Annotated in this window: 13 protein-coding genes; 10 read left to right on the forward strand and 3 right to left on the reverse strand. The window is 49.1% G+C overall.

Annotation, left to right across the window (positions count from 1 at the left end):
* The first annotated feature begins 10 nt into the window (after positions 1-10).
* Both NDI45_RS02795 and NDI45_RS02800 read left to right on the forward strand, forming a co-directional pair.
* Positions 11-661, forward strand: a complete 651-nt coding sequence (locus NDI45_RS02795; RefSeq protein WP_348246158.1) for a class I SAM-dependent methyltransferase — start codon at positions 11-13, stop codon at positions 659-661.
* A gap of 85 nt (positions 662-746) precedes the next feature.
* Positions 747-1,646, forward strand: a complete 900-nt coding sequence (locus NDI45_RS02800) for an EamA family transporter (RefSeq protein ID WP_348246160.1) — start codon at positions 747-749, stop codon at positions 1,644-1,646.
* A gap of 61 nt (positions 1,647-1,707) precedes the next feature.
* On the opposite strand, the gene NDI45_RS02805 is transcribed toward NDI45_RS02800, so the two are convergent.
* Complete coding sequence (locus tag NDI45_RS02805; RefSeq protein ID WP_348246162.1) at positions 1,708-2,844, reverse strand: HAMP domain-containing sensor histidine kinase; 1,137 nt, start codon at positions 2,842-2,844, stop codon at positions 1,708-1,710.
* Positions 2,845-3,787: 943 nt separating this feature from the next.
* On the opposite strand from NDI45_RS02805, the gene NDI45_RS02810 reads away from it, so the two are divergent.
* The 8 genes from NDI45_RS02810 (at position 3,788) to NDI45_RS02845 (ending at position 16,604) form a co-directional block, all read left to right on the forward strand.
* On the forward strand, positions 3,788-7,228 hold the full coding sequence (locus tag NDI45_RS02810) for a plasmid replication protein, CyRepA1 family (protein WP_348246164.1): 3,441 nt from the start codon (positions 3,788-3,790) through the stop codon (positions 7,226-7,228).
* A gap of 1,129 nt (positions 7,229-8,357) precedes the next feature.
* The gene (locus NDI45_RS02815; protein WP_190792922.1) at positions 8,358-8,897 is read left to right on the forward strand and encodes an FHA domain-containing protein; all 540 of its coding nucleotides are present in this window, start codon (positions 8,358-8,360) and stop codon (positions 8,895-8,897) included.
* A 36-nt stretch (positions 8,898-8,933) separates the two neighbouring features.
* Positions 8,934-10,997, forward strand: coding sequence for an FHA domain-containing protein (locus NDI45_RS02820; RefSeq protein ID WP_348246167.1), 2,064 nt, complete (start codon positions 8,934-8,936; stop codon positions 10,995-10,997).
* 132 nt (positions 10,998-11,129) lie between these two features.
* Positions 11,130-11,576 carry a hypothetical protein gene (locus NDI45_RS02825; RefSeq protein WP_190792920.1) on the forward strand — a complete coding sequence of 149 codons (447 nt, stop codon included), beginning with the start codon at positions 11,130-11,132 and terminating at the stop codon, positions 11,574-11,576.
* Between the two features lie 362 nt (positions 11,577-11,938).
* The gene (locus tag NDI45_RS02830) at positions 11,939-13,555 is read left to right on the forward strand and encodes a Calx-beta domain-containing protein (protein WP_348246169.1); all 1,617 of its coding nucleotides are present in this window, start codon (positions 11,939-11,941) and stop codon (positions 13,553-13,555) included.
* Between the two features lie 30 nt (positions 13,556-13,585).
* Positions 13,586-14,449 carry a PhnD/SsuA/transferrin family substrate-binding protein gene (locus tag NDI45_RS02835; protein ID WP_190792918.1) on the forward strand — a complete coding sequence of 288 codons (864 nt, stop codon included), beginning with the start codon at positions 13,586-13,588 and terminating at the stop codon, positions 14,447-14,449.
* A gap of 19 nt (positions 14,450-14,468) precedes the next feature.
* Entirely contained in the window at positions 14,469-15,419 is a 951-nt protein-coding gene (locus NDI45_RS02840; RefSeq protein ID WP_348246172.1) for a DUF3365 domain-containing protein, read from the forward strand.
* Positions 15,420-15,692: 273 nt separating this feature from the next.
* Positions 15,693-16,604 carry a hypothetical protein gene (locus NDI45_RS02845; protein WP_190792916.1) on the forward strand — a complete coding sequence of 304 codons (912 nt, stop codon included), beginning with the start codon at positions 15,693-15,695 and terminating at the stop codon, positions 16,602-16,604.
* Positions 16,605-16,607: 3 nt separating this feature from the next.
* Here the strand turns inward: NDI45_RS02845 and NDI45_RS02850 are convergent, their stop codons facing one another.
* Both NDI45_RS02850 and NDI45_RS02855 read right to left on the reverse strand, forming a co-directional pair.
* Positions 16,608-18,191: a serine/threonine-protein kinase gene (locus NDI45_RS02850; RefSeq protein WP_190792915.1), complete on the reverse strand. Its 1,584-nt coding sequence runs from the start codon at positions 18,189-18,191 to the stop codon at positions 16,608-16,610.
* Between the two features lie 878 nt (positions 18,192-19,069).
* Positions 19,070-19,975, reverse strand: coding sequence for a YihY/virulence factor BrkB family protein (locus tag NDI45_RS02855; protein WP_190792914.1), 906 nt, complete (start codon positions 19,973-19,975; stop codon positions 19,070-19,072).
* Between the last annotated feature and the right edge of the window lie 126 nt (positions 19,976-20,101).

A 20,101-nucleotide genomic window follows, 5' to 3' on the forward strand; every position in this document is an offset into this window, starting at 1 on the left:
GAAACCGGCAGTGATTCAAGTTTTATCTGATTGGCAAACGGTGCAAGCGGTAACGGAAAAGCTTCAGCAACGAGGCTTACCAACCCACCTGACACCGCAAAAAAACTGGGATCAGGGTTTGCTAGCTCAGCTTATTGAACCCTTCGATCGCCAGATCAGCATTCTCGATATGGGCTGCGGTGACTGCTGCACATTGAACTTTTTAGCAGCACTGGGGTTCAAAAATTTGCACGGAATTGATCTGCACATCAAGGAGCCACAGGTCTCCGATCGCTATCAGCTTTTTGAGGGCGATCTGATGCACACACCTTTTGCAGATGCCGCCTATGATGTTCTGACCAGTATTTCCGTGATTGAACATAGTGTAAATTTAGACGCTTTCTTTGCAGAAGCCGATCGGCTGCTCAAACCCAACGGCATCTTGTTTGTTACCACAGACTACTGGGAAACTAAAATTCCGATTGATTCCGCGATCAAGCCCTTCGGGCTGTCCTGGCAGATTTTTTCAAAAGAGGAGATTCAGGAGGCGATCGATCTCGCCCAAGCACACGGACTCAGCCTGATTCAAGAAACTGCCTTCCCTACCTGTCAAGAGCCACCCGTAAGCTGGTACAACCGGGACTATACATTTATCGCGCTGGCATTTCGTAAACTCACTTAGGTTAAGTCGCTCAGGTTTCGGCAGGTATTCGCCTCGGATTTCTTCTATGGTGAAGAGTAACTTCTACTGATACGAGGCAACGATTTTGTCAAACTCTCTTACCGCCCATCGATCGGGTGGGTTAGGCTTGGCGGCGATCGCACTGGCAGCTTTTCTCTGGTCAGTGGCGGCAATTGTGGCAAGCAATCTGTTTCGATCGGGGGTGACTCCGGTTCAGCTTGCGACTGCGCGGGCAACGATCGCGGTGATTGGTTTAGCAGTCCTCACCTGGAGAGGGCAAAAACTGAAGTGGGATACGAGATCGATCGGTTTAGGAATCTCACTGGCAATGGTGACGTTTACCTATTATGTGGCGATCGATCGGCTCTCGGTGGCGATCGCGCTGGTGATTCAGTACACGGCTCCGGCGATCGTGGTTTTAACCAGTGCCCTTCGGAAGCAAAAACTGCCCGACCTCACCATGTTGATCGCGGCGGGGATTGCGCTGCTGGGGGTTGCGCTGGTGTCGGGTGTAGGTGCGGGTGAACTCAAGCTCGATACGCTGGGGCTGATTGCGGCAGTTCTCAGCGCGATTTTCTTCGCCGGATACACGCTGTTTAGCGAAGCGATGGTGCATGATTACGGGGCGATCGGGGTGATGTTTCGTGGCTTTTTGATCTCCAGCTTGTTCTGGCTAGGCGTTCAGTTCAGTCAGGGCATTCCAGAGGCAGTCTTTCAGCCCAGCAATCTTCCCGGCATTTTGTTCACGGGCATTGGTGGCACGCTGATTCCGTTTTGTTTGCTTTGCTGGGGCATTCAGCAAGTCTCGGTGGAACGGGGCACGATCGCCGCAACGCTAGAACCCGTAATAGCAGCAATTCTCGCCTGGCTCCTGCTGGGTCAAACGCTCACCGTTCTGCAAATCCTAGGCAGCGGATTGATTCTGGCGGCAGTCACTTCCCTGCAAATTCAGCAGTCTCATCAGCAATCGTTCGATCGCAGTTAATCATTATCAGAAGGGGTTGGAGCGGTTCATGCCCAAGCACTGTGATCCAGAAGAAATTATTTCAACCATTCTCGATCTGGTTTGACTGAGGTTGAGTTGTCTCGGTCGAGACGATTGGCAACGTGATGATAAAGCTTGTCCCTTTGCCCTCTCCACTTTCAACCTCAATGGTTCCGCGATGTGCTTCAATCAAGTTCTTCGCCAGAAATAAGCCTAAGCCCCATCCTTTTTGCTCCCCAGCAGTCTTGGTCCGACGAAATTGTTGAAAGAGAATAGACTGTGCTTCTGGAGGAATTGGCTGCCCTTCGTTATGGATCGTGATGCGGATGGTCGTTGCCGTGTGTTGCAGTGTGAGGGTGATTGGCGCATCAGGAGCACCATATTTCACCGCATTCGTGGCGATGTTTTCAATGACCCGTCGTAGGTCCTTGCGACTGCAACGGGTTTCAACTGCGCTATCAGAAACCAGCACAAAGCGTTCTTCGTAAGCGAAGTTCAAATCCTCTATAACTTCCTGAATTAGCTGCTCTAAATCGCAATTCTCGAACGTTAGATTCAAGCTCTGCCCCGCTCGTAGCCGACTCGCATCGAGCAAATTTTGAATCATCGTATCGAGTCGATTGATCGCACCGAGCATTCTAGCGGTGACATCAAAGTGGGTATCCCCTCGTTCAAAGCGGCGTAGAACCAGTTGTGTGCCCATTCTCATCACATTAAGGGGATTTTTCAGGTCGTGGGTCAGTGTCACCATAAACAACTCTTGAATCTCGCTCAACGTTTCTGAGAACTGCGTTGCCGCATCATTGACTGCTTGCTCAACGGAACTGATGATAATGTCTCGTTCCCGTGGAGTTAGGGGCGCTTCTTCCTCTAGCACTTGAAAGACGACCTGGCGGAGAATGTGATACTCCAAGATCAGTTGAGACATTGAGTAATCAGCATACCCTGCGCGTTCTCGTCCATGCTGCCTGCCAATGCGATCGCTTTCCACTTTATCAGCGTCGATACGGGCAGATGTGCGTTCAATGGTGATTGACAGTTCAGTGACGAGGAAGCCTAAGTACTGCGGTAGCGAATTTTGCAAGATCAGCGAGTTGTGATGCATGGAGGCACTAATTTCATCACGCGCCCGCTTTTCCCACAATCGCATGATTCGATCCGCATTGTGCTGAAGACGCTCAGACGCTGGATTACTCATAAGATGTACTTTTCCTCCCTGCCTAAGTGTCAGTATGTGAAAATTTTATGTTGATTGGAGTAACAAACCACTTTGCTGGTATTCAATCCCCTACTTAAAGCTTTCAACTGTAGGTTAATTCGGTCTGCTGAATACTCGTCTCCTTCTGGGGTGACGGAGAAGCTAGAAGGCAGACTGAATCAAGGACATTGCCCGTAGCCCTCGTTGGGAAAAGGGGCGTTTTTGCGGCTTGAGGCGCATGAGTTGCTCAGCCCAATTCGTCCATAAATCCATCAAGCAAGTGTGGCAATATCTCAAGCGGCGACTGCGCTGGAGTTTACCGACTACCCTTGACCACTTGCGCCAACAGCTACGAGAACGACTGGAAAAACTCACTCCTCAGAAGAGAATTGGTATTACACGCAACTCTAGAACCCCAACCCTCATTTGTGATTCCTAATCTGTGATTCCTAATTTGTGATTACAGTTTTTCTAGGAGCCTATCCCCATCACTTTTTCACGATTCCAGCTCAAACTGATTACAACACTTCCCAGAACCCTTTCCCATCTCCCGCAAAATCCACTCTATCTCTAAGCTGATTACAACGGTTCCTGAGCCGCTCTTCCTGATGCTGCAAGGGTTTCAGGTTGCACCAACCCGGTATGATTACAAAGCCGTCTAGAACCTTGCCCCCAAGCCCGTGATTACAAAAGTCTCTAGAACCCCGCCCCCAAAATGATTACAAGGATTTCTAGATCCCTGACCCAAACTTTCTAGATCCCTGCCCCTCAACTTTCTAGATCCCCCCCTCTAATCTCAGCAGGCACGATCGACAGAATAAGGCGTTGAGTCCTTTTAAGGAGATAGTTTTGTAATCAAGTTGATTACAAGTGCGGCGATCTCAAGTCGAACTATAATTTTTGAGTCTGATATAACCGATCCGATCGCAATTAGGATGATTCTGTGATCGGGTTAAATGATCAGGTAAGCAATCAGGCAAACATTAAAAGCCTGCAAAATTTACGATCGATTGAGACAAATTGTTGGAGTCACAAGACCGCAGCAGACCATGTTCAAGAGTGGTTGGATAGCGGAGTTGACCCCGGCATTATTGCGCTTAATGTCGAAACGCTGATTGATACTGCCGTCAATGGCTACGCAGAGAGCCTGTTTCCGATCGCCGAGCGACTGAACTGGAACATTACCCGATTTGGACAGAAAACCCGATCGCATCTGCGCGGCTGGTGGGTGAGCGGAGTTGACCCTTTCAACGCCTGGCAGCGCATGGCATGGGGACGCTTCAAACCCGATGCTGCAACGCCTGTGCTCGATCGCACCAAAGGCAAGCCCGCAAAATACCTCAGTCCCCGGCTCGGTGCTGGGTCTAGTCGCCTTGTTCTGCTGGATGTACCGCAGTCGCTCTGGGATAAGGTTGCTCAACGCTACAACACTCTGATCACCCCTGCGGATCGCCCCTGCGGATTCTGGTGCTGGGTCTGGAAGTGGAATATTCCCGTTATCGTCACCGAAGGGGAAAAGAAGGCAGGTTGCCTGTTGACGCAGGGATATGCAGCGATCGCCCTGCCAGGAATTTTTAGCGGCTATCGCAAAGAAACTCAGCAGCTTATTCCCGAACTGGCTTATTTTGCGACGGTCGATCGCTCGATTTATATTTGCTTTGACTACGAAACCAAGCCCAAGATCATTAAAAATATCAACCTGGCAATCACTAAGCTTGGCACATTGCTCGACGCTGCTGGATGCTTGGTTCAGGTGATCACGCTGCCCGGTTCACAAAAAGGCGTGGATGATTTTATCGTCGCGCACGGGCAGCAATCCTTTGAGGATCTCTATCAGGTTGCGCTGCCGCTTCAGTTCTGGCTGGCATCAAGACTTTGGGCACTGACTTATCCTGCGGCGATCGCGCTGAACACTCCTTATGTGAGCGATCTGCCCTATCCTGATTCGGGGTTAGCCTGCATCAAAAGTGCTAAGGGAACAGGCAAGACCACTGCACTCCAGCCGCTCATTCAAAAAGCAGCAAGCACCAGACGCAAAGTGCTGGTGATCAGCCACCGAATTCAGCTCGGACGTGCGATTTGCAAAGATATTGGAATTGATTGGATCGAAGAAATCAAAGGATTGGAGATCCAAAATCTACAAAATTTATCAGGATGTGGACTTTGTATTGATTCACTCCATCCAACGTCTCAGGCACGCTTTAACCCACAAAATTGGAAAGGCGCGATCGTCATTCTAGATGAGGTGGAGCAGGTGTTATGGCACGTTCTCAATTCCAGCACTTGCTATCAACATCGAATTAAGATCCTGGAGACGCTGCGAGAGCTGGTGCAGGTTGTGCTAAGCAGTGGAGGATTGATCATTGCTCAGGATGCCGATTTATCGGATGTCAGCATCGACTATTTGAAAGGATTGGTTGATGAACCGATCGATCCCTGGATTGTTGTCAATGACTGGAAGCCAGAAACCGGGTGGGCAGTCTCGTTTTACGACACCAAAAATCCGGCTCCGCTGCTGTCTCAGGTAAACGAGTTTATCCAGAAGGGCGCAGTTTATATTGCAGTAGATTCCCAAAAGGTCAGCGGCAAATGGAGTTCTAAAAACCTCGAAACCTATTTGCAATCCTGCTACCCGCACAAACGCATTCTTCGCATTGACTCCGAGAGCGTTGCCGACCCTTTACATCCTGCCTATGAAATTTTGAAGCGGCTGAATCAGGTGATTTCCACCTACGATATTGTGCTGGCAACACCAACGATCGGAACGGGAATTTCGATCGATATTAAAGGGCACTTTCAAGCCGTTTTCGGCATCTTTCAGGGCGTTACATCCGACACAGAATCACGGCAGGCATTAGCACGGGTGCGGGAGCCAGTTCCCCGATTGGTTTGGGCAGCACGCTTTGGTCCTCGAAAAGTCGGTAACGGCAGTTGCAGCTATCAGGATGTCATTCATTCCACGACGAAAGCGGTAAAGTACAACATTGCACTGCTGAAAGAAGTCGATTTTGATATTGATGTCCAGACTGATCCAATTACATTGCGAAGCTGGGCAAAAATGGCAGCGCGGGTCAACTTATCGCTGTGGAGCTATCGCAACGAGTTTCACAATGGCTTGGTTATGGAAGGACACAAAGTTACCACAGTCACTGATGATTCCCTGAACCTGCCGGTTGACATTCGATCGCTTGATGCTGAGCAATTTGACACCGAACAGCCTGACATCGAGCAACTCGATTCCAAACAGCTTAATTCCCAACAAACTGAAAAATCTAAAACCCAATCGATCGAACAAATTATTCAGGAAGACCTCCAAAGCAATGTCCTAAAACTGCCTGGAGGCGAGCCGCCACAAGAACAAAATGATGAAGCGATCGCAAAACAGACCATTGCAGAAATCCTTGCACAAATCAAAGCAATTCAGCAGCAGAGCCGGCTCAGAGAAGCACAGGCAATCTCCAGGGCAGCCGATTTGACTTTTACAGAATACAATCGCCTCAAAGACCAGCGATCGAAGACGATCGACGAACGCTATGCCCAAACTAAACATGAATTGCAGCGACGCTATCCCATTCCAGTAACGCCAGAGCTAAAAATTAAAGACGACGAGGGATGGTACGCTCAGCTTCGACTGCATTATTACTTGAGTCACGATTTGAGCTTTGTGCAGTTGCGCGACCTGAAGGAATTGCAGGAACACCTCGATCACGGCAATGGCAAGGTAGCACTCCAGGACGTAAAACTGCTCACAGCCCAGGTTGAAACCCTGCGAGTTTTAGGCATTCTAAATTTCCTTGATTCCGATCGCCGAGTTCGCGCAACCGATACCGATGTGCAGCAGCTTTACGAACGCGCTAACCAATACCGTCACGACATCAAAACCATTCTCAACCTGACGATTTCAAACAAAATGAAACCGATCGAGGTTATCCAGGCGCTGTTAGGCAAACTGGGATTGAAATTAACCTGTGTAGGGCGCGATGTGGCGCAAGATGGGCGACGAGGAGGGTTGAGAGTTTATCAGTATCGCCAACCTGAAGACGGACGAGACATAATTTTTGCCCAGTGGCAGCAGCAAGAGACGATCGCTCAGGCAACTGAAACTACCGAAACCAAAGAAGCAAGCCAGCATGCTGCAACATCAGCATTAATTTCAATGATTCCGATCGCCGACCCTGATCCACCCTCTGATATAGATCAATTCGATCGATCAAAAGCTGGATCAAACCAGTTACAAGGAAAAACCCAAAAGCAATCCTCGTTGAATTCTTATCGTCATAGAATCAACGTTGATGTAGCCCTTGATTCCTTATTGCCCGATTCCCTCGCAAGTCATCAGCATCATGAAGTCCTTGCAATTGAATTACTAACGCTCATTAGGTGAAATTCGATCGCAGCTTCTTTAAGCTTTGCTGTATAACCCAAGGCATTGCCCACCGGGTTTTGTAGTCTAGTGGTCAGTCAATGAGTACAGGCATTGCTCACTCTAGATATTGCAAAGGGCGAAGGACAGTAAATGTCTCTACTGCACGTTAATCATCGATCGCTCCCAACTCATCCCCAGAAGTTTGCGTTTTGTAACAGCAATCATGAACATTTTCTCTGAACTTGTTTGGCTTGCCCGCAACAGAACAACGGCTTCCAAATCAGGGGGAATTGAGGGCGATCGTTTTTCTTAATTGCTTCTTTTAATCCAAGTGCCAGTTCGGATTCTGGCTCTATCTATCGCTTAAAAAATTGTTCAAATTATAAAATCGACCGCCTTTCTTACGGAATTGGAGCAGGGGGGATTGTTACTTAGGATATCAAGCACATTCACTCCCGTTCTCTCGCTCGAAAAGCCGTCAGCCCCCTTACCGTTTTCTGTAAAGCAGATTCCCTTTTAGGGGAATGACTTACCGAGCTCCTGCGATTATGATGATTTGCAAGGTTTACAAAATGTTATAGATCGTCCTCGCAAAAACAGCAGGTCCAGAGTAAAGTTTCATTTTTCGTTTAGATCAATTCGTCTAGTAATTGGTATATTTACTATCAATTATTAGTCTATTTTCCTAATCGAAACAAGGCAGTTCAGTAATTGCTTGTCCGCAAACTTCTTGCTGCCCTGGTTTGAAATGCTTTGCTTGGAACATTCTGCTTGAAGCACTGTATCGAAAGCATTTGCCTGAATTGTTTTTTGTCACTCGATCGATTCTAGCTCAATGTTTTCCAGCCTGATATTTTCCAGTCCGATGTTTTCCAAGCAAGATATTTTTCCGAGCAGTGTAAATGTCTTGAAACAAAAAGATTAAAACGATCGATTTTGTTGTTTTGATTTGATCAGGTTCTTTGCTTGATCAAAAAGTACATTTCTCATCTCAGCTTCCAGTTTGGAGGAAAGTTTGTCCTACAAATTTAGATTTAACTTTTCCAACGGTGGGAAATTGAGCGGGCGGGTACAAAACAGCAAACTCTGAGCGTTTTTTCGAGTCGTCGTTCGTCCATTCTCTTTAGCCTCCACTGGTTTTAGTTTTATGTCTCACCTCACCCTAGAGTGGCGCGTTTTAAGCCAGAACCTTTCTCAAACGCTGTCGCCAACTGAAAACACAAAGGAGCCGGGATCAATTCGGATTGGTCGGGATGAAACAAAATGTGATGTTGTTTTGAAACATCCTGATACGGCGATCGAAAGAACAGTTTCTGGACTTCATGCAGAAATCTTTTTTGATCCTCGTTCCAATCAGTTTTGCGTAAGAAATTTAACACGCGATCGTCAGCCCCCCAGTGCCGCCAATCCGGTTTTGGTAGACGGACAGACTGTGATTGGTCAGGAGTTGCCGATTCATTCGGGCAGTCATATTCAGCTGGGCAAGATGCTGCTGCATGTCAAAACGATCGAAGTAGAGCTTGCTCAAGTCAGCGCATCTCCCTCGCGTCCGCCTCAATCACGATATGCCCTGCGATGCAGCAATGTCCGAGAGTCCCACTTTTTCCCGATGGACTACAAAAAGCTGACTTGCGAAGTCTGCGGACGTGCCATCCTCGGTGCAACGCTCATTTTTGAACAAGAATAGTCCCCGTTTCATCGCCCCCTTTTTTGGTGAACCGCAATGGAAATCCAACTAACCTGGAATGATCCTGTTACTTCAGAGCCTCAGCAGCAAATTGCACGCTTGCCGATCGCGATCGGACGAGACCAGCCCTTTTTGCCCGCAATGCTGGACGACCAGCCCGTTTTTCCGCTACTGCTGCTCAACGCAGATCACGAAGTTTCGCGGTATCACGGCTTGCTGTTCGAAGTCGAAGGACAGGTCATCTATGAAGATCGCAGCACCAACGGCTCCAGCGTGAATGGACAGTCTATCTCCCGTGATCGGCTCCGGCTCTATCCGGGCGACAGGCTGCAAATTGGTGCTTATCTGATCACCATCGCGTTTGCTCGCCTTGCTGCTCCGACTCAAGTCATTAATCCACCGCTTGCTGCCCCCCAGTCTACGATTATTATTAATCCGCAGGAAGCTTCCATTCCGGTTCCCCCAGCCCCAGCGCGACTCTCGACCATTATCTTTAATCCAGAAACCGATCGCATTGAATCTCGCGTTGAATCGAATGTGGCTCCGTCTCGTCCTACGGTGACGACGCGCAATGTGTTTCCTCCCGCCGACGTGTTTGCCGCCGATCGGGTTTCGATTTCTGCGCTGCACGCCACGGGTTATCCAGTTGAGGAAATTGATTATGCAGCTCTCGGTGGTGGAATGGGATCGTTTGTTTGGGTGGATACGCTGCGAGTTTCAGGCGTGAAGCCCGATCGCATTGCCGTTCTCAGCATTCAGAAAAAACCCTACGGACGCTACGCAACCCTGCTGAATAACTGCCAAATTCCCCGCTATAAGCGAATTCGATCGGGTTCAGATTCTTGCCCAGATAATATCTGGGGTTTCCCTGGATACGCATTGCGTGAGGCATGGCGCGATACCTTCTCCGGTCGAGTAGGTGCAGCACTGGGCTATCTATGGCAGGTGTTTGCAGAACCCGTCGCGGCAGATACCTATACGCCGATCGCGGATAATGTGTTCAAATCAATGGATCGAGAAGCTGAGCGGATTGGCTGGGATCGGATGGTGCGCTATGGCAGTATTCGCAGCATTCGCAAAACCGAAGACGGACGCTATGCGATCGCTTACTCGGCTACCCGACCTCCCGGCGCACCCGACTATCGCTTTTTGTTGGCAAAGTATGTGCATCTTTGCACGGGTTATCCGGCAATCAAACTGCTAGACGATCTGCAAGAATACCGCGAACGCACAGGCGATACAAAATCAGTGGTACATGGCTACGAGCCACACGATCATGTGTTTGAGCAGCTCGAACGTAAAGGCGGGACGCTAGTAATTCGCGGATTTGGTATTGTGGGGTCGCAAATCATGGATCGTATTGCCAAAGCCCGTAAAGTGAATCCGCGCATTGCGGTGGTTCATCTGAGCCGATCGCCGCGTTCGGGCAACAAATTTGGACGGGCAAAGCGCAAAGTCGAAAACCACTGGGAGTTTCAGCCCTTTAACTGGCCCAAAGGAACCTGGGGTGGCGATATGCGATCGATGCTGGAAGCTGCCGACCCCCTTCGTCGACGCGAACTGCTAACGGCCTGGGGCGGAACCACCACTGCCAGTCGTGGACCCTGGCGACGCACGATCAAGCAAGGCTTACAGGAAGGCTGGTACACGATCAAGTTTGGTCAAGTGGATAAGGTCGATCGCAGTCCCGACGGCAAAGTGATGACCTACATCCGCAGCCGCGACTACGACGGCATCGACAAAATCGAAGCAGACTTTGTGATTGACTGTACCGGACTGATCTCCGATCCCAAAGAACACCCCCTGCTGAATGATTTGATCACCCATTACAACTTGGATCTCAATCCGCAAAAACGGCTGAACGTTGCCAACGATTTCGAGATTCAGCAAATGCGGAACGATCGCGCCAAAATGTACGCGGCAGGCGTGATTACCCTTGGTGGACCCTACGCCCCCGTCGATACGTTTCTAGGCTTGCAGTACGCTGCTCATCGCTCGATCGAATCCCTTGCTCGCCACCGCGCTCCCGGAGTTCACTACATCGAAGGCCTTAACTCGATCGTGCAATGGCTCCGATGGCTCGGCAACCAATCCCCTTAATTTCTCTAAATTCCTCCTCCCTCAGGCTTAAACGGGCAGGTTCAGCAACCCAGTTCTCCCAAAATTTCCAGAACAAACAGCAAAGCTTGCCCCCATCCCTACTCCCCTGCTATCTTCTACCTCCCTCCTCCTATGACCCCCACCCTTTACGGACGCTGGCAAACTCGAATCTTCCTCCTTTGCACGATCGGCTTACTCGTCACCTGGATTTTTGCTTCAGGCTGGGCGGGCACTCCGGCAGGCTCAATCTATTACTGGGTGCTGCTCTACGTCGGCATCATTGGCTTAGCCTGGGACGTGCTGTATAACTTTTTGCAGCAATATCTTTGGGATCACGACTGGCCCGGACTGCTTCAGTTTTTCGCGGGCATTGCCGAAGGAATTTTGATTGCAATTCTGTTTCAAGTTGATATTTTGCCCCATCTCGATCGCGCTGCTTTTCACTTCAGACCATTTGTGCTGCACTATGGCGCAGTTTGGCTGGCGGTCTATCTCACCTCCTGGATGGTGATGCGCCTGCTGTTTCCGCGCTGGCGATTTCGCGGTGGTGAATGGATGGGCAAATGGCGGAGAGCTTAGTTTGATGTTGCTTTTAGATGGGTTCGGCAGTCGTGTGTTTGATTGAAATCGTTTTCCCTCTGGTGTTCTCGGCTTCAGATTGTTTCACTGCTTAATGTGCTTGCTAGTGGTTTGCGATCGTCTCTGAAAAATCTTTTCCTCCTGGTTTGCGATCGCATTCCTTGATTCAACCAATATAAGTTCATTGTTTTGTGCTTCAGTCATTTACGGCTTGTCAATTAGCTGTTCATCTACCCATTAAGCCGATCGTTTTTACTCTTTCGTGCAGTCTATTTCGCTTAATGTATTTTCTCTTAACAGATTCTTGCTTAATTTCCTGTACATCGCTTCATTGGCAAAATGATCTAAACAGGTGAAAGAAAATGACAGACTATAACGAAGCTATTAATGGGGATTTGTCTAGTAATTCGGCAGTACCAACGAATATCGCTCTGTCTCCCGGCTCTAACGTGATTACCGGAACCACAATAGGCGGGGGCAATCCGCCAGGCGATCGAGATTTCTTTACGTTTGTGGTTCCTGCTGGCTCTACGGTCACTGCGATTGGTTTACAGAGCTATAGCGGAGCAAGCAACTCCTACTTTGCTCTAACTCCGGGTAGCGCGTTCCCTTCACTCACAGACGCGAGTACTTTTTCGGTGAGCAAGTTAATTGATACCGATGAGATAGGGCAAGACTTGCTTGAGCCATCGGTAGGAGTGGCGGCTGGTCCTGCTGGAACAGGTCAGCTTGGTCCGGGCACTTACTCAGTGTGGTATCAGGAAACTGGAGCAAACACAGCCTATGCGTTCAACGTCGTGCTGGATACTCCTCCTCCGGGTCAAATTCAGTTTGGTTCAAATGCGATTCAAGTGAATGAAGCAGCCGGAACAGCTAGCATTACTCTGACTCGTACAGGTGGCAGCAGTGGTGCAGTGAGTGTTCAGCTCAATTCAACCGGTGGCACTGCCCAAAACTCGCTTGACTATAATCTTGCAGCTCCACTGACCGTTAACTTTGCTAATGGAGAAACCCAGCGAGTTATCAGTGTTCCCATTGTTAATGATGCATTGGTGGAAGGAAATGAAACTGCTCTTTTTGCACTCGCTAACCCAACCGGAGGAGCGACTCTAGGCGCAACAACCCAAACCACATTGACCATTGTTGATAATGACATTGCCCCTCCAAACTCTGGTCAAATTCAGTTTGGTTCAAATACGATTCAAGTGAATGAAGCAGACGGAACGGCTAGCATTACTCTGACTCGCACAGGCGGCAGCAGTGGCGCAGTGAGTGTTCAGCTCAACTCAACTGGTGGCACTGCCCAAAACTTGCTTGACTATAATCTTGCAGCTCCGCTAACGGTTAATTTTGCTAACGGAGAAACTCAACAAGTTGTCAGCGTGCCCATTGTTAATGACATCCTGGTGGAAGGCAACGAAACTGCTCTCTTCACGCTAACCAACCCAACCGGAGGAGCGACTTTAGGTGCAACAACCCAAACCACCCTGACCGTTGTTGATAATGAAAAAATCCTTATGGGTACAGATGCCCCTGACATTCTTGTTGGAGGATTAGAAAATGACTACATCTTCGGAAAAAGAGGGCGCGATCGGCTTACAGGTGGCGGAGGCAATGATCAACTCACGGGTGGGAGCGGTAAAGACCGATTCATATTTGATATCAACAGTCCGTTTAATGCGGTGACAATGGGGGTTGATGTGATTACAGATTTTAGACGCGGTAAAGATAAAATTGTTCTCGATCGCACGACCTTTACTCAACTGGACAGAAGAATTTCTTTTGCTACCGTCAAAAACGAAACCAGGGCACAGAACAGCAACGCCCTGATCACCTACGTTCGCTCGTCCGGTAATCTCTACTACAACGAAAATCGATCGGCAGCAGGCTTTGGGACAGGCGGTTTATTTGCCACGCTCAGCAATTTCTCATCGCCCGATGCGGCTCTGTCTCGCTCTGATTTTGGTGTTTCATCCTAGTTCATCTGCGCTCTATCTGGAGTTTGGAGTATGAGATCACGTCTGGTTCGTTTGGTTCTGTGCTTCCTGCTGGGGCTGATCGTCGCAAGCTGTAGCGGCAATCAGTCGGTGCTGTCTGAAGAAATTACGATCGGCATGGTCAGCTATGGCGAAATCGCAACTTCGACCGCAAAGTACGAGCGGTTTCAGGAATATCTGGCAGAACGCACCAAAGCGGTTATCCAGCTTGAACCTGCCTATAACGAACTCCAGGCGATCGATCAGGTAACAGGTCAACGATGGGATGTGGTTTTTGCCCCACCCGGTCTGGCAGCGATCGCGATTCGAGAACAGCAGTATAAACCCCTGTTTCCGCTCGAAGGCTTGAGCAACACGCAGCGCTCGTTTTTGATTGTGCGCGCAGATAGCCCGATGCAAGCGATCGCTGACATCTCCCAAAAAACCGTTGCCCTCGGACAACCTGGCTCTGCCGCAGGCTACTATCTGCCCCTGTATGATCTATATGGGCTGACCCTTGCCGGAGTTAAGTTTGCCCCAACGCCCAAAGATGCCCTAACCTGGCTCAACGATCAATCCGTTGATGTCGTTGCCCTCTCTGAAAAAGACTTCGAGCAATATCACCGAGAATTCCCCACCACCCCCTTCCGCGTCCTGCACAAAAGCCGCTGGATTCCTCCCGGAGTCGTGCTGATTAACCCCAGCCTTGATCCTGCCCTTCAGCAGCAGATTCAGCAGGCAATGCTCGAAGCTCCTTCCGATATTGTTTCTGATGCGGGCTACTTATCGATCGGCAAACTTCCTAACTATGACCAGTTCATTCAGCTCGTTGCCAAAATTCGCCCCCTCGAAGACGACATCAAACAAACCCCCATCACCCTAATCAACCGCCTTTAACCCAGCCCCTACCCCTCCCATGCTCAAAAAACTCAAACTCCGCCAAAAATTTACTGCCCTCCTCCTCGTCATCCTCCTGGGCGGACTGGTGCTCAGCGGCATGGCACTCTCGGCAGTGCTGCGACAAAACGCCCGTCGCGATATCACTTCAACTGCGCTGATTTTGCTGGAAACGATGTCCTCCGTTCGGGACTACACTACCAATCAAATCAACCCAGAGCTGATTCAACAGCTAGACGAAAAATTCCTGCCGCAAACCATACCGGCCTACTCGGCGCGAGAAGTGTTTGAACTGCTGCGAAAAAATCCGGAATACCGCGATTTCTTTTACAAAGAAGCGACGCTAAATCCCACTAATCTGCGCGACAAGGCAGATACTTTTGAAGCCAAGCTGGTCGAACAGTTTAGAGCTAACGACAAGCTAAAAGAGCTGAGCGGCTTTCGAGCGACTGCAAGTGGAGAAACATTTTATATTGCGCGTCCCCTCGTGATTGGTAAGGCAAGCTGTCTTCAGTGCCATAGCACCCCTGAAGCTGCTCCCCCAACAGTGATCGAACGCTATGGCTCGGGCAATGGCTTTGGCTGGCATCTCAACGAAATTGTAGGCGCGAAAATGATTTCGGTTCCTGCAGATACGGTAATTCATAAAGCCAATCAATCTTCACTGCTGATTCTTGCGATCGTGTTTGCTACGTTCATTGGCATTATTCTTTTGATCAACCTATTGCTCAATCGCTATGTCATTCGTCCGCTCAAACACATTACCCGACTTGCCGAAGAAGTGAGCACCGGACAGACAGGCGTTGAGTTCAAGCAACTGTCTGACGACGAGATCGGCAGCTTAACTCGCGCATTTCGTCGGATGCAGCTCAGTCTGGAAATGGCACTGCGACGGCTCAATCGGGCTGATAAGGGCAGAGAAATTGGCAAGGATATGAGTCAGGAAATCAGTTCTAATTCCAATTCCTGATCTGGGGGACGAATCGAAGCGGCGATCGCGATCAAACCTGGGTTTATCCTGACCGCACGATTCATTTGCGCCTAGATTCTGCTTTGCATCGATTTTTCACTGATCCTCTCGTCTACCTGCGGAATGCCAGATACTTACATCCTGGTTTCGGGAATACTTGACCCGTATCGATGATGAGTTTTGGGGTTGATGAGTTTTGAGCTGTCATTGCCCCGAAACCTCTTCGGAATACTTGGATGTTAATTTTGTAAACCGAATGAGTGTAGTTTAGCGATGGCTGAAAGCAGCAAGGCGATCGATTCTCTCTGTTTTTGTACGTCTGCCTTCGGTGAGAAATATAATCTGATGGCAAAACTTTTGGCACAGGATTTGAAGCAGTTTGCTCCAGATGCTTCCTTTGTGATTTATACAGATAGACCTCATTGGTTTGAAGGCAATTCTAATGTTTGTGCAGTGAAACATTCATGCCGGGGCGTACTGCCTTATCACGAAAGAAGATTTGCGATCTGGCACGCGCTCTCGATCGCTTCCACAGTCATATATTTAGATGCAGACGTAAGAATTTGTGCCCCCGTGCCTAAAACCCTGAGTTTTCTTCCCGGCTTAACCGCACGCAGCTGTGGAAGTTTTCAGAAACACATTCAGGAACAGTTTAATAAATATCCTAACTCGTCTAAGCTTCACTATAAAAAATCTGTAATTGAAAGAATGGCGCGTCGAGTCGGTGTTGATATCGATCGCCCGGATTTGAAGTTCATTAATGAATTCTTGTTTACCGTGAATGCCTGCGAGGAGCGTGAACTTGAATTTTTGAAGATTTGGGGCGAACTAGCAATCTACGCTGATACTTTAGGAATGCATCAGCATCCAACTTACGCGATGGCTTTAGCAGCAATTAAAAGCGGATTTCCAATTCATCATAGCGAGATGAAAGGCTTAGATTTCTTTGATGACAGAATCGAAAAAGTGAGAATTAGAGAAGGTCAATCGACCCCAGAAGCAAAAGCACAATATTTTCATCAGCAAAGCAGCATTGAACAAGGAAATCACAATCTTCTTCAACGTTCAGCAAAGCGAGTTGCAATGCAATCTGCATTTTTATATCACCGCACTCGCGTTCAGCTATTCGCTAGAATGCGACCGTCTTCTCTGATCAACTACCCTGCTTTTAACCCAAACCCCTAGCATCTAGAATAAGCGACGCTTAAATTCCTGGGCTTCCTGAGGGTCGGGAATTTCTTGTGCCAGTGTTTCCACAAATTGATGCTGAGAGCTGTAGCTGCCCTGCTCCAGTGCCTCCTCAACGACAAATCCGGCGATCGGTCCAATGTAATAGGCCAGAGCTTCCCGGCAGCGCACCAGAAAATCTGCGGTCAGTCCTGATTGGGGAGCAGCAATCCGAGTCAGAGGAGCCTCAGGTGGCAGAGGATTACCCTGCGGTTGAACTGTTGTTGGCAACACGGGCGGTGGGGCTTTCGGGGGAATGATCTCCGGTTTTGGTTTCTGGAATGAGGTTGCAGGAGGTTTGACGATCGTGGCATTTGGATCGACAGGGGCTTCTGCTTTTTGATTGGTTGCCTGATTGGCTTTTTGATTGGTTGCCTGATTAACTGCCTGATTCGCCACCGGGCTAGGCAAGGGATGGGCAGCACCATTCGTAGACTGAGCCACAATCGTGGCATTGTCATCTTGAAAGGGCAAAGTTGTATCCCCAGCATTGAGCAAAGCTGCTGGATTTTTAGCCTGAACCATTGACTGACCGTGACAGGGCAACAGCTCTGGAAACAGCACCCCCATGACTTCAATCGCAGTTTGATACCGTTGCTTGGGCATGGGCTGAAGCATTCGATCGAGGACTTCTCCCAGCCGATCGCTCACCTGAACGTGCAATTCCTTGGAGGTTGCGCTAAGTGCCGATCGCCAGCTTAGCGGATTGCCATAGGGCTGAAAGAGTTCCTGGGGATCGCGGGCTGTGAGCAAACAGAGCAGCGTCACTGCCAGCGAATACAAATCTGAGGCAGGAAAGACCTGTCGCCCTGCAACCTGTTCGGGTGGAGCAAATCCCAGCGTACCGAAGACGATCGAGTTTTGCATCGGCATCCCAGTGGTAACTTGCTTGACTGCCCCAAAATCAATCAGAAAGATGCGGTTATTTTGGTCGCGCATGATGTTGCTTGGCTTAATATCTCGATGAATCACATCATGCTCATGGATAAACTGAAGCACGGGCAAAATTTGCCGTAAGACTTCCAGCACTTCTGCCTCGGACAATGGGCCCTTCTGGTTAATTTCTTTAGTCAAGTCTTGCCCATCGATGCGCTCCTGAACTAGATAAAAATACTCTTCTGAATAGCTGGACGCTGTTTGGTGAAACTTCATCCCCATAAATTCAGGGGTCGTCAGCTCAAAGTAGGCATACAGCGACGGAATTTGATGATGCTCATCGCCCAGGGTTTCCAGGGTTTCGGCTTCTCGGCGAAAGGCGCGTTTGACGGCTTCGAGTTGGCTGGGAGTTAGTTCGCCTGTGGGTTGAAGCTGCTTGACAATGCACTGCCGCCGCTTTGCCGATCGCAGATCAAGTGCCAGAAAAGTCAGGCCAAAGGCTCCCCGTCCCAGTCGCTTCAGGGGCAGATAGCGATTGTCCAGAATCAAGGGCATCGTACAGGCTGCACAATACCGCTGCTGCACCGCCTTGAATGTGACACTGTTGTCGAGCGCAGAGAAGGAGTTGACCGGATCTGGACAACTGGGACGAGTACAGTAGATGTCCATGCAAAGCCTCTTCGATCAGTGCTGTCAAGCCGTAGCTTTACCTTCTAATATCTTCGTCCGAATTCCCGATTCTGGGGCAGGCTTTTTGCGAAATTTTAAGCAACTTGACCCTAATTCGTTTCTCTGTACTTTTTCTGCTCCTTCTGTGCAGCGTTAGCAAAGTGGATGAAATGAGCAATACAAAATGATTGTTTCTTAGAAGCAAACTGCTTTCTAAGGATGTCTTTTGAAACCTCACACAGTCTTTTGCACAGTCTTTTTCATGGTTTCTTGCACGGTTCCTCGCCTGACTAAACTACGGAATTAGTTGCGGAATTGATTGAGGAATTAGTTACGGAATCGATCGCCCTTCCCAAATTGTCCATCAATCAAGAAAACGGGTCTGGAGACTTGAACTGGCGAAAGTTTGGGGAACTATTAAGATCTCGAACAAATGCTCTAGCCTCTAAGTTCCGGGGAAAAACCTTGCTCACTCTGGGTTCCAAAGTCCCTCACGGTTGGGGATAACGGGAAATAGCGGGGGCAGCGTCGGAGATTAGTGATAATTCAGATATTCCCCGGAAGAAAATTGACTAATCATTAAATTAGGAAACTACAATACGAAAGAAAACAATCACGGATGAAAATGGAAATTCGGGAATCAATCCTTTAACCAATCTAAAAACTTAAAACTAATCGGCAAGCTTCTAATATTGATTGGCAAATTTATTAGCACAGAGTCCTAATCTGGGTTAGGTAATGAATAAATAATATTCTGGTTATTCTGCTTTCATTGGCAGCAGACGGATTGAGGATAACCATTTCAAAACGATCGCGCTTATCCTAAACCCTCATTTGAACCCCGCTTCAGTCGATCGCCTCAACTTCTCAAGTCAGGTCTACCCCACCTGCCGCGAAGATTTGCGCGATCGATTGCTCATTGCCTTCCCGATCGTCACATTCATTTGTGCCCCCAGCAGCACAATGAGCGAACTCCAGTTCAGCCAGAGCAGCAGCACAATCCCCGCGCTCAGGGTTCCGTAGGTGAAGTTGAAATTGGCAAAGTGGCGAACGTAGAGATTAAACGTCTGCGACATTAATGCCCAGAGGAAAGCAGCAATCATCGCTCCGGGTAATAGCGGCGTGCCGGGTAGCCAGCGGCTCGGTCCCTGACGATACAAAATGCTAAAGGCGATCGTCACAATTCCCAACGCTACCAGCCAGCGCATCCAGCTGCCAATCAGTGTGCTAAACGCCTCCACTACCGCCGATGTATTGTATCGCTCCAGTCCCAACCGCAGCAGCCAATCGCTGATCATCACCAGATAGGACGCGCTCATTGTAAAAGCAAGCATAACGACGGTCAGGATGAGGGCGACTACCTTTGCTTGCCAAAACGATCGCTTCACGGCAGGCGGCGTTTGATAAATTTGATCCATTGCGTTCATTGCCGCGCTAACCGCCCCTGATGCAATCCATAGGGCAATAATGATACTGATTGAAATGACGACTCGACCCTGCGGTAGCCGAGTTTGGTTAATAAACCCCTGAACCAGAAAGATGACTTCGGGCGGCGCAACGGGCAGGAGCTGACGCGCCACAAAATCGACCCGATCTTGAGGAATTTTCAGCGAACCGATCGCCGCCAAGATGCCGAGCAGCATGGGAAACAGTGCCAACAGATTGTTGTACGCCATCTCTGCCGACAGTCCAAACAGCCGTCGATCGCCAACTTCTTGAAGCACCTGACGCAGATTGCGAAAATTAATATGCAGAAAGAATCGAACAAAGCGCGAAGAGAGCATGGGTTGTGAAATTACGAGTGGCGGATGGGAGTCTCCAGCAAAATTATCCCCAATTGCAGGCGATCTGTGGGTAGGGATGCCGTACGCTAAACTGACTTAGATTAATCTTTCCTCAAAATCTTCTGA

The organism is Leptolyngbya sp. GB1-A1 (assembly GCF_039962475.1).
Classification (GTDB): Bacteria; Cyanobacteriota; Cyanobacteriia; order Elainellales; family Elainellaceae; genus Leptolyngbya_A.